Raw genomic sequence first — 15556 nt, forward strand, 5'->3', positions numbered from 1 at the left:
TAAAGCGGTATGCTAGACTTAGAATCTAACGATCACTGTGCCTGAATTAACCGCTCAAACCGTGTTGGTAGTCGAAGACGAAGAATTGATGAGGGCTATCCTTCGTCAACTGATTGAGGATGCCGGATACAATGTGGTAAGTGCCGATAGTGCGGAATCAGCCATCGAAGCGTTCACCTCGAACGACGTTGCCGTAACACTGACCGATATAAAAATGTCGGGTAAGGACGGCCTTCAACTGCTGGATCAAATTAAAATAATAGACAACGAGGCAGTAGTCATTATTATGACCGCATTTTCGTCAGTGGACACTGCGGTCGCGGCCTTACGTAAAGGCGCATACGATTACGTCACGAAACCGTTTGTCAACGATGACCTACTTCAGACAATAAAAAATGCCGCGAAGTTAGGCAAGCTTTTTCAGGAAAATCGTGTATTGCGGCGCGAACTGCGACGCCATTATGGATTTTCGGAGATCGTCGGCAAGAGCGAACAAATGATGCGAATCTTCGATATCATTAGAAAAGTTGCTGATACGAACGCGAGCATTTTGATCCAAGGTGAGAGCGGTACAGGAAAGGAGTTGGTCGCACGATCGATTCACCTTAATAGTCAACGGGCGGACAATGCGTTTCTCGCGATCAACTGTGGTGCCCTGCCCGAATCACTACTCGAGAGTGAGCTTTTCGGTCATAAAAAAGGCTCATTTACGGGTGCGGTTGCCAACCGTGACGGCCTAATCCGCTCGGTGGACGGGGGCACTCTTTTCTTGGACGAAATCGGTGAGATGCCGTTCGCACTCCAGGTGAAATTGCTCAGAGCACTGCAGGAGCACGAGGTCACACCAGTTGGTGCAACTCGCCCGGTCCCATTTGATGCCCGAATCCTTGCGGCGACCAACAAGGATCTGGCTAACGAGGTCGAAAACGGTACTTTTCGTGAAGATCTTTACTACAGGTTAAACGTGGTCGAAATCGCCATTCCGCCACTCCGTTATCGCCGAGAGGACATTCCGTTATTAATTCAGCACTTTGTCGCTAAACATCGGCGTGGCTCAGGCGTCCCTATAAGTGGCTTGTCGAAACCTGTAATGGATGCATTATGTGGTTATGACTGGCCGGGAAACATTCGCGAATTAGAAAATACGATCGAGAGGGCGACCATCCTGGGCGGTAACGAAATCCGGCTTGAGGACTTACCTGCAAAATTACTGGCCAATACTCGAAATACCGATTCGAGTTCATTCGGACCAACACTTGACGAGGTTGAAAAGAAATATGTGCTCGAGGTTTTGACTGCATTCGGCGAGGATAAGAATGCGACTGCCCGAATATTGGGGATCGATCTATCAACGCTATATCGCAAGTTGAAAAAATTTAACGAAGAATGAAGTCTATTTAGCACTCATCTCGATAACGAAGTATTCGGTACCGTCGATCCGCACGATCATCCCATCAGAAAACGGCTCTTGGAAGAAAGGCTGTGCAGAGTAGGCGACCCCCTTCAAAGTATCATCCCCAGTTACATCACTCTGAGCTATCAACTCAACAGGAAACCAATTTTCCGACTGAAGTGTCACAGTTTCTGGCGGCTTGATGTTCCGGACGTCTTCGACAATTTTGTCTGCGTCGGCACGGGATACTCGAATCACTGCAACTAACTTCTTTTGCGGTACGATCTCTTTCCAGACGATGTCCTCCGTCTCATAGGGCACATTTATCAACATACCAAGTTCTTCTACGTTCGTCTTAGCCGAGTTTGACTGCGAATTCGATTCGACACTTTGTGGTTGATTAACGTTCGAGGTTACCTTGAATGCACAACCGGCAAAGCCAAAGATGCAGGCAGATGATGCTAGAATAATGGCTAAATTGACCGATTTCATTAGATGATTGTATGCGGAAGTTTAATACTTTGGCAATCTGTCCAATTATATCGATCGATTTACATGATCTGAATCGATCAGTAAAAATATCCGCACGATGCCCAAATACCTGATTGCGTTACCCGGCGCTGTCCTCCGAATTTCTCAACCTCCGCACACATTGCACATATCGTTCGCATCTAATGGAATCTAATCGGCCAATTTATCGATTCGATGTGATGAAGCACCGCACAAGTCGTTCTAGGGGCCGACCCATTTATAATGGATGCTCTGACAATGGCGTTAGGCCTTAAAGGAATTAGACTCGCGTTGGAACCCTAGTTCCAATTGCATTTTAGTTTTTGCGCGTTCTACTGCTAAGCACGTACAATTTGATTACAATCAAAAACTTCTCAATAAGATCGAAATGGAATTAACTGACGAAATATTAGCGACATCAACGGCACGGAATGAGGTTGAACGTTGGGAAAACGAGACACTCTCAAAAGTCATCAAAAGGACGCCGGAGCGAAAGGCCCACTTTGAAGGCGTGAGTCTTGAACCCGTAAACCGTTTGTACACACCGGCTGACTCTGAAACCGCCGACGAGATCGGCTTTCCGGGCGAATTTCCGTATAAGCGTGGTATCCATCCAACTGGCTATCGCGGCAAATTATGGACGATGCGACAGTTCGCAGGATTTTCGTCACCAGAAGAGACAAACCGGCGATTTAAGTACCTTATGGCTCAGGGCCAGACGGGACTGAGTGTTGCATATGACCTGCCGGCACTTATGGGGCTCGATTGTGATTCACCATTGAGCGAGGGCGAGGTAGGAAAGTGCGGGGTGGCGGTGTCTTCGCTCGCTGATTTTGAGGTTTTGTTCGACGGTATACCGCTCGACCAAGTCACTGTTTCCCAGACAATAAATGCGCCGGCACCGATCTTCCTGGCAATGTACTTAGTGGTTGCGGAAAAGCAAAAGGCGGATTTTTCGAAGATATCGGGTACGCTCCAGAATGACATACTCAAAGAATATATCGCTCAAAAGGAATGGATATACCCGATCAAACCGGCGATGAAACTGGTTATCGATACGTTTGAGTACACGACCAAACACGTCCCGAAGTACAACCCGATCTCGGTCTCCGGTTATCACATCCGAGAGGCCGGAGCGACAGCATTGCAAGAACTTGCTTTCACCCTTCGAGACGGCGTCGAGTACGTTCAGTACGGTGTGGAACGAGGGATGGATGTCGATGAATTTGTTCCACGTCTATCGTTTTTCTTTAACGCTCACAATGATTTCTTTGAAGAGATCGCCAAATATCGTGCAGCTCGAGTTATTTGGGCAAAGACGATGAAGGAACGATTTGGAGCTAGGAACGAACGAACAATGCAGTTGCGGTTTCATACTCAGACCGCCGGCGTGTCTTTGACCGTCCAGCAACCGCTGAACAACATTGCCCGTGTCGCCATTCAGGCCCTCGCCGGTGTATTAGGCGGTACGCAGTCACTGCATACAGATTCGTATGATGAAGCTTTGGCATTACCAAGCGATCAGGCAGCTCTGATCGCACTTCGAACACAACAGATCATCGCGGAGGAAACCGGAGTCGCTAATACGGTAGATCCGCTCGGGGGTAGCTATTATGTCGAATCGTTAACTCAAAAGATGATCGACGGCTGCTTAGAATATTTCGATAAGATCGACGGATTCGGTGGAATGGTCGAGGCGGTCGAAGCAGGGTTTCCACAGCGCGAAATACAGGAATCGGCATATCAGTATCAAAAGGCAGTCGAACGCGGTGAGCAAACTATCGTCGGAGTTAATAAGTATGCGATGGATGAAGAACTATCCACCATCAAATTACTGCAGATCGATGAGAATGTTCGTGATCATCAGCTTCTGAGAATGGAGCACGTGAGGTCCGTTCGAGATGGTGGAGCAGTGGCCAACGCTCTCGAAAAGCTAAAGAAGGCTGCCACGACCAACGAAAACACGATGCCTTCGATCATCGAAGCAGTCGCCGCGTATGCAACTGTCGAAGAAATATGTGTTGCTCTACGGGATGTTTACGGCATCTACGAAGAACCGGCCTTTTAAGGTCAGTTTAATCGAGAAGATTGAACAGTCACGTTTCGATACGGCTGTGTACCCAATGGCATTTTTGAAAAATTAGGCGCTCGCTAGGCTGTATCGATCATCGTTTCGATTTTTGAAGTTGCGTAACCACGAACATCTACCAACCTAAGCAATTAGTATTTGCGAGCGGTGTCTTTTACTATACTTGGTAATCGTACTTGACCATAGATGTCTGAGATTCTGTCGATTGTCAAAGAAAATGAAGGGACCGAAGCGACCGCTTCGAGTCGACTGGGAACACTCGGCGAACAAATTGCCGCCGAGGCTCTCGAAAAGAATGGATACCGGTTGGTTTTGCGTAATTTTAAGGTACCCGTGGGGCGTAATAGCAAAGGCGTCCAAGTGACTGGAGAGATCGATATTATCGCACTTGACGGTGATACGATCTGCTTCGTCGAAGTCAAAACGCGTCGGTCCGACGACTTTGCACCGATAATAGCGGCAGTTGATATTCGCAAACAGCGTCAAATTACGAGAACGGCACGAATGTATCGCCGAATCTTTGACCTTCGGGAAATTGCATTTAGATTCGACGTTGTTACGATATTGATACCAAAAGATTCCGAACCGATCACCAAGATCATCCGTTCATATTGGACGGAAAATAAATTTCGGAAGCAACGGTGGCAACACGACCATTGGCACGATAGCGTGTGAAACCATCATCAAGATTCTTACGTATGAGTTTGGGGAAATAAATCAATTAAAACTATGAGAAGAAACCTAACTGCACTTTCGATACTATTGGCATTTTCACTTTTCTCCGCATATGCGGTGATTGCAACTGATCTATCTGAGGATTCGATCATCTCGGGCAAATGGTCGCTAACAGCCGATGCAGGCGGCCAATCGATCCAGATATTGGTCGACCTCAAGCAAACCGGTTCGGATTTCACAGGGACTACCTCTTCAGATATGGGAGGCGGAATGATAGACGGGGGCAAAGTTACCGGTAAGACTTTCACCGGGATGTTACACGCAGACATCCAGGGGAACACCGTAGACTTTAAGATCGATGGCGTCGTCGATGGTGACAAAATGACCGGGACGTTTACTAATCCTTCGTTTGGCTCGATTCCCTTTGCCGCAACCAAAGAGAAATAGCCTAGAGAATTACAAACGAAAAACGCCCAACCAAATTCGTTGGGCGTTTTTCTGTCTTTAGGGCAGCTATTATTTATCCCGACTCAGATTTAATCTAACCCCAACTCTAAACATTCTGCCTGCATCCGGGCGGATGATCGGCAGTGGCATTCCTGTCGTATCAAAGCGTCCGACATTTGCATCTTGATTGCCAAAAACGTTTTCGACGGTTCCATAGATCTCGACACCCTTTTTAACGGATTTAGATGCAAAGATATCAACCAGTTGGAAAGCAGGCGATAAGATCTCGCCTTGAACGACCCGATTTGACTGCGAAGACGCCTTCCAATTTGAATAGAAACTAGCTCTGATATTCGCCCGAAAGCCTAAGTCCTCGTTATCGTATCCTAGCCGAACAAAACCTTGATGCTTGAATCTTTCAGGCAGATACGATCCGGTCGATTTGTCTCGAGCATCCAGATATGTGTATGCCGAGGCAACCGAAAAGCGGGCAGGCAATTTGAAATCCGCATTCGCCTCGATACCCTGAGTGTAGATCTTCGTAATATTATTATAGACGATCAGCAATCGATACGGCCTGATCGGGTATTCGGCCGGATTTAGGCCAATCGATGAGATATAGGCATACGCTTGCGAAAGGCTCAAGGTGCCGGGCGAAGCGAACGGAAGCACGAATCCAACCGTCAGCGGATCGATCATATTTACAACATCGTTTCGAAACAGATTCAGGCCAAATCTGTAGTTCTTTTTCGTACTGGCATATTCGGCACCGATCTGCCACGAACCCGAGTGTTCGGGCCTGAGATTGGGATTACCGAATACCTGATAGAAATTGGTCGGATTATAGAATTTGTAATATAGCTGACCAAGGTCCGGCGCTCGAAAACCGCGTCCCCACGACGCTCGTACGGCGAGGCGGTCCGTAGCCCTGATACTCAGGCCAATTTTAGGTGACACGGCAGAACCAAAGACTGAATGTTTGTCGTATCGTGCTCCAACTGTGACCGTGATCCAGTTTGCCAAGCTGATCTTGTCCTGTCCCCAAAACGTACTGGTATCAGCTCGCTGTCCACCGGTTCCGGACAGGCGATTTATACCCCGATAGCGGTCGGTGGACCACTCGCCGCCGGCCTGCATAATCTGACGCTCACCCCAGATCTGCAAGATCGACGCATCTACTCGGCCGAATCGCTGAAAGAGATTATCGTCCGGAAATGTCTGTCCATTTGCAAATGATGTCTGGCTATACTCATCATATCGCGAAAAATATCCGCGGGCCTGTATCACCGTCTTTACTGTCGGTGCCCAGTTGGCGGAAAGGCCGTAATTCTGGGTGATATCGCGGGTATTGTCATACTGTTTACCGGATGCATAATTCTGTGTAGGATCGGGCTCACCGATCGAGCGGCCACGTGCGTGGCCCATAAATATGTTGGCCATTCCGGTTATGTAAAACTTTGGCGAAATTTCCCACTTTGGCTTTGCGAACACGTCATAGCGATGAAATCCGGCGCCCGTGGTGTCAAAGGTGGAGGGAGTCAGGTCAAACTCATTCTGTTTGTCTCTATTGAAAGTGAAAAAGCCGCTAACCGACTTTTTCTTCATTCCGACCTCAACGCCCTGGCTAAGTACCCCAAAGTTGCCGCCGGAGATCGTAAATCGAGCCTGTAGAGGCTTAGTGGCTTCGCGGGATATCAGATTGACGACGCCGCCGATCGCGTCGGAGCCGTACAGTGCCGACGCAGCCCCTTGAACGACTTCGACTTGTTCGATCTTCCCGGTTGACTGGCGGTCTAGATTGATCGTGCCGCTCTTGATACCGCGGGCGGCAATTATAGGAAATCCATCGAGCATTACCAGAGCTTGTCTCGAGCCTACACCCTGAATCTGCTCACCTGCGATTCCGCTGACCGTTCCGGTATCAGAACCGAGTCGGGTCTGAACGCCCGGGACTTCCTTGAGCACTTCACCGACTGTTTGGTAGCCTTTGTTATCAATGTCGGCTCTCGTCACGACCGAAACTGCGGTGTTCAGGCTTTCCTGCAATTCGGCCTGACGTGAGCCCGAATATACCGTTACCGATGCCCGCAACTCTTCGGGTTGTAGCGTCAATACCAATGCCGACTGTCCTGATGTCACTATCTCTTTGCGAACCGCAAACCCGCCCGCCCTAACTGAAACTTCGTACTCGGCGTTATTTAGGCCGGAAAATACAAAATGGCCGTCGCCGTCCGTGTTCGTCAGGCGTTCGAGTCCGGTCGATCTATTGCGTAATACAACGATGGCTCCTGCGATCGGAGCCTTTGCGGAGTCCTCGATCCGGCCTTCCAGTGAGGTAGATTGAGCTCTCGCTCCACTTACGATCAGTAAAACGGTAACTATATAAATTAAAATGGATGATCTCTTCATATCAAATACTCCTAGTATTCCCGAATGCCATAAATGCATTACGATAGGCTATGTAGTGGCAATGACCGTGCCGTAGCCCACATACTGGATATATTTGGCGTTCTGCCTGAGAATCGCGTGATAATTCGCGATCATAACTGTCTGAGTGCGAGATTTTTCGAAGTGTTGCCGTGCTTGGCGAAAATTCCCGGCTCTGCTACTGACGCGCAAGAAGGCCGCCCTGGATCGAGCGGCCTTACGGAATATCACGACTGGTAGATCGAGGTCACCGCTTACTTCGCGGTTGCTTTGCGTCGGTCAGGATAACGTAGTCCCCGATGTCTGTATGCTTGGCTTTATCAAAGGTCTTAAAATCGTCCTCATAACGCACGGTAACAACGATCGCTCTTGTTTTTGGCCTATATCGAAGCAAGTGTTCGATAGTGCCAAGTCTGCTCTCCGTGTGAAAAGCACCGACGAGGTGGACGACCAATGCACGCTTGTTTTCCTTCAGATACCGTGCGACCGAATTAGACATCGTTGCATCCCAGAGTGATTGCGAAGCTAGGATCTTGTCGATGCCCATCTGAGCCTCGGGGCTCGGGCCCATCAGGGCCTTAAACTTCGCTCCATATGTCTCCGACGGTTCGCCGTAGGGTAATGGTGCGAGCCATTTCTTTGCTTCTTTTGTAAGGCTATTGATCGAATCACGCCCATTTCGCGACACCATATTTACATAGCGTCGTGGAGCGTTGGCGGCGACGATGTCGAGTTTCTTATCTTTTGCGAGTTCAAACAAAGGCCGATAATCGGTCTTATAATTGCCCCATGGACGCGAGCTCGCCATAAACTGTGCTTCGCTGATCAGTCCACGCCAATATTCGTCCACGATGATCTGCACATCGCGTTCGAACATCTCGAGCGAGAGTGCGACCTTGCGCTCAGGCGAGTATTTCGCGACGATTCGGCGAAAGATCTCGGCCTGGATGGCGTGCCCGACGGCGTCATCGTGCTGCTCGCCGAGAAAGACAGCTTCATTCACACCGGCCGCGGCCACGATCTGATCAATGGTCACCGGATTACCTTTTGCATCGAACGCTCGAAACTGCTCTTCGTCGTATTTGATCTGAGCGGACACAACGTTAGCCAAGACGGCCAATATAAAAATCATCAATAGAATTGCTTTCATCTCAAAAAATAACTCCAAGAAAACCAAACACTATTCGTCACAGACCAACATTGCGGCCAGCAGCGGCAACGTAAGTTCGTGGTGCCCCGTAACGGCGTATCCGCGGCCCGCGCCATTAGCCGTCGGACGTCGGACTACGTTAGTCATAGGGCGATAATGCTGTACGAAATCGAAATTAGCGGTCGTAATGTCGTTGAGGCCGTGGCCGAGATTACGCACGACCGTGATCGCCTTTAGGAATATCTCCGGCATAGTAACGGCCGAGCCAAAGTTGATATACACGCCGCCGCCGTCCATCGCCTGCACAAGCGAGCAAAATAGTCGAAAATCGAGATGTGACGCCGCGCCCAACGCCGCACCGTCGCAACTGCTGTGAAAATGGCCAATATCGGCTCCTATGGTCAGGTGAGCGGTAAATGGCACGCGGGCGGAATATGCGGCACATAGCACAGAGATTTTGGAATTGATCGCATCAAGGGCGTTGAGTTCCCTTCCCATCGCCTCGCCAAGCCCGATGGCGTCATCGGCAGCTTTTTTTGCAGCCCTGTTAAGTATCTCACCGGTCTCGCGTGCGGCTCCAAAGTCACCGCTGCCGAGAGTAGCGTCGACGTCCTCGCTGGTAAATCCCACCAGAGCCATCTCGGTATCGTGGACCAAGACGGATCCATTCGAGGCAAATGCGGTGACAAAACCCCGGTTCATCAGATCGATCAGCACGGGCGAAAGTCCCGTCTTGATCACGTGGCCGCCGATGCCCCAGATGATCGGTTTGCCGAGATCTCTGGCCCGGCGAATGGCCGCTACGACCTCGCGAAGCGATCGGATGGCGAGCACATCGGGCAATTTAGCAAAAAACTCAGCCATCGAATCGCCTCGCGCAGGCGGCCTTGCCAGATCTGCGGCCGAGACCTTGCTCGGACGCGACGCGAGCTCGTAAGTCTTGATCTCGCTCAGATCGATGGGTTTGATGTTGCCGTAAACTGACATATATGGGGCCTGCCGCTATGCAAAAATGATAGCACAATAAGTCGAAAAGCCCTGACCGCTGACGGTGAGGGCTTTTCGACAGTGACTAACGTTCAAGCCTAATAATTGCTAGATGTCGCTCCGGCAAAGTTGGGCTTGAAAGTCGGCGTCACTCCTGAGGCATCGCCAAAAAGTCAGCATCGAGGACGCTGTCACTCAGCGTCACGATGCGGCTCGGTGCCTGGAAGAAGAACCGTTTGGAGTTTACCGTCACAACATAAGTCTCGCCGGCCTCGAGGCCATCAAAACGATAGTAGCCGAATGGCCCTGTCAAAACCCTCATCGGCGTCGGCAGAGTATTTCCGCTGATAACCAACACGGCATTTTTGATTCCGCGTCCATCAGCCGTCAAAACCCGCCCGCCAAGAACCACATCCGCCGCCGTCGGTGCCAAAGGCCCGGAACCGGTCCAACGCGAGAATTCCGTGACGCCGATAACGGGGCCAAGAACGTTGTTTACCGTGTCAACGCAGGTCACAGCACACATCTCGGTGACGACCCCTGCTCCCGTACGCTTATAGACTCGATAATTACTCTCGTTAGCGATCACGTCGCTGTCGTCATACTGGAATGTCAGATCAACCGTCAAGTCACCCGTCTCGGTCAGATTCCAGTTTCTCGACAGATCGGTAAATCCGGTAAGCAACGTGTCATCAGGCGTGACCGTCAAGCTCGACGGGAATGTGCCCGCTGTGACCGTTGCTCCGACCGGCGAGTATTGATTCTGCCCAACAGGATACGAGAAAGCGCCCGTCGCACAGAAATCCTTCTTGACCGCGCCGTCGATGAATGCCAAGCTACTGGCTCCGGTAACAGATGCGTCGCAGCCGAGGGTCAGAACATTACCTCCCAAAACGGTCGTTCCCGTTAGGTACAGCCGTTTCGTGATCGTAACGTCGCCACCGATCGTCTCGCCCGCTCCAAGTGCAGCGTTGTAGAACGTTCCCGACGCAATACTGCCACCGGTCGCCTGTACGATCTCGTCCGCGCCAATGTCCGGTGCTGTCGCCGGTCGCGGGTCACCATCGTAATCTTCGGAGACTGAGCCGATCGCATTGCCGGCACCAAGCAGAGGGCTGGTCGAATCTGACAGATGTAAATCATTATTTGAAATGAGTGAAGGTGAAGTCGTGAATGCTTGCGAAGCGTTGTCATTGGTTCCGGCTGCGTGAAGCGAATTTGAGTACGCTGCCAATGCGGGAAGGCTAGTGTAGAAGTTCGCTCCGCCCGCCGTCGTTCCTCGTTGTCCGGCACCTTGCCGTGCCGAATCCGTTCCGAAGAAATAAGCATTGTTATTCCAGGTGAGATTCATACCGGATGTGCCACCTGAAGGCAGATACGCCGAGACATTGGCAATGGATGTCGTTCCGCCCGTGATGTTATTTGCAAATATATTATTGCGGACGTCCATATCGGTCGAACTAGTGTTAACAATAGCGAACGCGGCGGTTAATAGACTGCTGGTAGCGATTCCAGCCCTTAAGCCGTAAAGATTTATCGAGTTATTGTAAATCTGATGGCCACTTCCATTAGCGACGCGCACACCAAAGACGCCGAACGTAGTTGAGAATGCTGCACCGCCTGTCATATTGCCGGAAACATTGCTAACAAAGTTATTCCTCATAACTACATTGTTTCCCGCCGTGATGTTGATGCCATATGAGCCGTAAGTACTGATGTTGGTATTGATAACGCCCTGCACGATGTTGCGGTCGATCAAAGTGCCGCCACTCGAATTCTCAATCCCATAGACGGTGGCCGTTCCGTTGGTTGAAATACCCGAAACGGCGTTCGCGGTGACCTTATTGCCGGAGGCAATCGCACCGCCGCTGTCGCGAATGCCGAACGCAGTAAAAGCACCCGTTCCGGTATAACCGAGCGTAGTCACCGTATTACTTGAGACTGTTGTGTTAACCGCTCCAGTTGCCAACCAGATTCCAGTATCATTTTCATTATCCGTTGAGTTGAAGTTTCCAACGCTGTTGTTGCTGACAGTCGAACCGTCAGCACCTTGGACATAGATACCGACAAGTCTGATCGCATTTGCTCCCGACGTATCTAGTTTGTTTTGCGTGATCATCAAGTTTGCACCGTTGCCCGCAAGAACGGTTGCATTCGTAAAGATACCGATATATGCCTTTTTTATGTCGTTATTCTGAACGATGATGTTATTGAATGTTCCGGCGCTTCCGGTGTCATCGGTCACCACGATCGCCGAGCTCGTGTTAGCACCATTTATAACAACACAATTCTTCAATGTGTTGGCCGTGATTGGGGTTGCTCCGATCGAGCCAAATCGTACAACCTGCGGTGCCGTGGTTGAGGTGTTCTCAATCGTTAGACTACGGTCGCTACCGCCCGAAAGTGAACCGTCGATCGTGACATTGCTCGCACCACTTAGGCGAATCAAGGCAGTCGCCGCCGCCGCACCCGTAATCGACCGAACGCCGCCGCTCGGCTTGATCAGTACAGCGTGATCGCCGGCGATCTGATTCAGAGAATTTGTTCCCATTTCGCCCGTGAGGTTGCTTGTGATATCGATCGTGATCGGGCCGGCCAGTCCGACCGTATTGATCGTTTCAAAAATGCCGCCGGCATTTGTCAGCGACGGATAATTCCCTCCCGAACCAACCGTATACGTCCCTGTTGCCAGAGGCCCGATAACATTGAGAGTTCCCGTTATTTCATCGTTACTGGTGACGGTATCGGTTGCGAGTTCTGCCGTTGCCTTGATGGTGTAAACACCCGCCGAGAGGCCGGACGGAATATTTGCAAAGGTGACTGTAGTGGTGACGCCCGTCGCTATCGAAGCGATCGATCCGAGATCGTTGTAAACCTCGGTCGTGCAACTGCCGTCATTGCAGATGCGGTAGCGGACGGGAACGCCAATCTGCGTTGCCGTGCCGTTGTTAGTGAACGAAGCCTGCGGGGCGAACGCTGTATTCTCGACTTTTGCTACACCATTTGTCGGGTTAACAAACGCCGTCGCCTGTATATCGTTGGAGGCCGGAGCGATAAACGATCCCTCATCCGCACCGATATCGGGGGTTGAGACGTTTCTAGTGTCGCCGTCGAAGTCGGTCGTGATACCAGCTACCGTAATGCCACCGCTTTCGATCTGAGTAGGCGCCATCATATTAATGTGTAGGAAGTTCGGGCTTGACCCCGTCGTGCTCAAGAACGGAGGATTCTCTGAGATCGAGGCTGAATCGCGCGGGGCGATCGTACCCGAAGTGAATACGCCCGCCTTGTATGCGGCGATCGTTTGAGCCGAACTTATCCCGTCATAATAAATTGGCCTACTGGGACCGGGAGTTCCGGCGTAAAAGAGATTGTTATTCGACGTGCTCGCATAGTTAGCTAAGTTTTGCGATGCTCCACCGCTACGTCGGAACGCAACGGTTTGTCCTGATCCATTTTGAACTGAATTATTGACGATAATATTATTGCGAAGATCTAGCTTTGATGTTGTCGCCGTGGTGCTAATCGTGTGGAAGATTCCCGATGAACCAAACCCGGTCCCTGATGTCGGATTAGAAAGATAGACGGAGTTGTAATAAACGTTAAACGTGGAGGATGTAACAGCGGCTGCGGTAATATCTATTCCTCGAATCGCGTTCAAACCTGTAGCCGATGGCGCGGTGAGATTACCGATCAGATTATTTGAAACGTTTACTGTACTTGAATTATTCGTATTTGCGATTTGAAGACCACTAACGATTGAGGTGGACGCCGTTCCGCTAAGATCATATATCTTGTTTTTTGATAGATTCGCCACAGTCGTCAAACTCGACAAGCCAACGACGGTTGTACCACCCGAACTTACTCCACCAATTGTGTTACCCGAAGCTATCAGAGTTGCACCATTAGATGAACCTAAAAGCAATGCCGTGATCGAATTCCCCGTGGTAATGCCCGTGATAATATTGTTGTTGACGGTCGATCCGGCTGCGCTGTAGTTGACGGATATCGGAATTACGGTTCCTGCTTCCGTTGTGATGTTCGAGATCGTATTTCCGTTGATCGTCTTGGTTGGTGTTCCGCTGTCGGTATCGACAATGCCATTAAATGCAGAAGCTCCCGTCAGAGTGAAATTCGAAAAGTTGTTATTGCTAATGGATTGAGTGGATCCGGCCGCAGACGACGCATTCGAGCTCCATATTGTTGTGGTTCCAACGCCCGTTCTTGTAAATCCGGTTACTGATGAATTGTTATTCATAGTCATCGTGGCGGTGGAAATCAGCGATGGGGCAAACGAGAAGAACGTAATTGTGCCGGTTGTGTTTACAGAAATATTTGTGAACGTGTTGCTATCAAAAGTTTGATTGAGCGGATTGCCGCCTTGGATGATGAATGTGATTGCCGACGTAGCCGCGACAGTATGACCCAAGGTATTGAAATCGTTGTTGTTTATGCTGCAAGTCGTGGTTGCGTTGACACTACCGGACGGCATGTTGATACCGTTAATAAGTAGATTTGCACCGGGACGAAGTGAAATATTGTTGTTATTGATAGTCTGCGTCAGTGTACCGGTTGGTGTAAAACTGGATGCAGGTATTTGAATACCGTTCACCGTTCCTGCTGTAATACCACCGTTTGAACTAGCAATTGTATTACGCGAGATATTGAAATTCTTTGTGTTTCTGACCAAAATACCATTGATAGTTCCCGAAAGATTGGCATAGCCCGAGAGTCCAGTCGTAGTCGTTCCGAAATCCGTTATGCTGTTTCCCGTCGGTGCGGTCGCGCCTCCAATGTCAGCACTTATGTTCTGGTCAGCCGCTGCCGTCGGGCCGATATGGACGATACCCATATTCACGTTTGAAATAATGTTGCCGTAAACTTTTAGGTTTTCATTGCCGCCTGCTGCGGTGGTGGCGGTAGCCGATGCCGTGACCGCCGTAGCACTGTGACTTGAGTTGCTGTAGATCCCGAAGGTGTTTTGATATGTCCTATTTAACGAGATCGTATTGTTCTGGATCGTACAGTTCTGTGAGCCGTTCGTCGTAGAAGCATAAAGCAACGCAACGCCCCACTCCGTCATATTGTTGGTTAACGCCGCTTTCGTCGTATTTGCCGGATTCTCCTGCATAACGAATCCCTGGATCGTAATATAGTCGCCACCGATTATCTTGAAGATCGAGTCGTTAAGTGCTCCCGAGGTCAACGCTCCATTAGCCGTAATCGCGGTTCCACCGCTATTGCCATCGATGGTGATCGTATTAGCCGCCGTTCCCGTCGCGGTTATTGAGTAACCACCCGCCGGGGCCGTTTCGGTACCGGACACCGTAATGACGACCGGACTGGTAATCGTCGCCGCATTCAATGCCGTAATTGCTGTAGCGAGGTCGCCGTACGAGAACGCGAGGCCGGAACCGCCGTTTGTCGTTACGGTTGTCGCAAACATCGGAACGGCCGAGGTGGCGTTTTCGGCCGATGTTGAAAACGGTTCATTTGCCGTCAGACCAAAGAAATTCAACGCGTCTGTCCACGGCGAGGCGAAGGTGACGGCTGAGATCGTGATGATGATGAGTGATACGACGATGGTGCGGACGGTACGGATACGGTTGAACATAGTTGCTGAACCCAGGGCGGCATAACCGCGCGTGGGGAAACTCCTTTCTGCTTTTTACTAATATTTGGTTCGAGTAAACACCTAAAACCTTAGGATGTTCGGTAAAAATGGCTGAGCAAGCCAATCTTTCGCAGGTTCGAAGCAAAACAACGAAAATCTATATTATCGAAATTTTCCTGTAATTATAGATATTTGCAGTCTAAAGTCAAGTGACTTTCACCCAAACGGGTGAGGCCGTGAGCAAAGGGGCTTTCATTCTTGCCA

Annotated in this window: 9 protein-coding genes; 4 read left to right on the plus strand and 5 right to left on the minus strand. The window is 50.2% G+C overall.

The window, feature by feature from the left end; translation table 11 throughout:
• Window positions 1–88 precede the first annotated feature (88 nt).
• Window positions 89–1390 (plus strand): sigma-54-dependent Fis family transcriptional regulator, encoded by a 1302-nt coding sequence (locus IPQ00_07630; GenBank protein MBL0240427.1) that lies wholly within the window; start codon window positions 89–91, stop codon window positions 1388–1390.
• A 3-nt stretch (window positions 1391–1393) separates the two neighbouring features.
• On the opposite strand, the gene IPQ00_07635 is transcribed toward IPQ00_07630, so the two are convergent.
• The gene (locus IPQ00_07635; protein MBL0240428.1) at window positions 1394–1885 is read right to left on the minus strand and encodes a hypothetical protein; all 492 of its coding nucleotides are present in this window, start codon (window positions 1883–1885) and stop codon (window positions 1394–1396) included.
• Between the two features lie 406 nt (window positions 1886–2291).
• Here IPQ00_07635 and IPQ00_07640 point away from each other — a divergent pair, with 406 nt between their 5' ends.
• From IPQ00_07640 to IPQ00_07650, 3 genes are all read left to right on the plus strand, one after another.
• On the plus strand, window positions 2292–3971 hold the full coding sequence (locus IPQ00_07640; protein ID MBL0240429.1) for a methylmalonyl-CoA mutase family protein: 1680 nt from the start codon (window positions 2292–2294) through the stop codon (window positions 3969–3971).
• 207 nt (window positions 3972–4178) lie between these two features.
• Entirely contained in the window at window positions 4179–4667 is a 489-nt protein-coding gene (locus tag IPQ00_07645; protein MBL0240430.1) for a YraN family protein, read from the plus strand.
• Between the two features lie 54 nt (window positions 4668–4721).
• Window positions 4722–5114, plus strand: a complete 393-nt coding sequence (locus IPQ00_07650) for a hypothetical protein (protein ID MBL0240431.1) — start codon at window positions 4722–4724, stop codon at window positions 5112–5114.
• A gap of 69 nt (window positions 5115–5183) precedes the next feature.
• Here the strand turns inward: IPQ00_07650 and IPQ00_07655 are convergent, their stop codons facing one another.
• From IPQ00_07655 to IPQ00_07670, 4 genes are all read right to left on the minus strand, one after another.
• A complete protein-coding gene (locus IPQ00_07655) occupies window positions 5184–7523 on the minus strand; it encodes a TonB-dependent receptor (protein MBL0240432.1) in 2340 nt (779 codons plus the stop codon).
• A 265-nt stretch (window positions 7524–7788) separates the two neighbouring features.
• Window positions 7789–8691, minus strand: a complete 903-nt coding sequence (locus tag IPQ00_07660; GenBank protein ID MBL0240433.1) for a ChaN family lipoprotein — start codon at window positions 8689–8691, stop codon at window positions 7789–7791.
• A gap of 30 nt (window positions 8692–8721) precedes the next feature.
• Entirely contained in the window at window positions 8722–9678 is a 957-nt protein-coding gene (locus tag IPQ00_07665) for a hypothetical protein (protein ID MBL0240434.1), read from the minus strand.
• 148 nt (window positions 9679–9826) lie between these two features.
• Complete coding sequence (locus IPQ00_07670) at window positions 9827–15292, minus strand: carboxypeptidase regulatory-like domain-containing protein (protein ID MBL0240435.1); 5466 nt, start codon at window positions 15290–15292, stop codon at window positions 9827–9829.
• Window positions 15293–15556: the final 264 nt, after the last annotated feature.

Source organism: Chloracidobacterium sp., from assembly GCA_016720705.1.
Lineage (GTDB): Bacteria > Acidobacteriota > Blastocatellia > Pyrinomonadales > Pyrinomonadaceae > OLB17.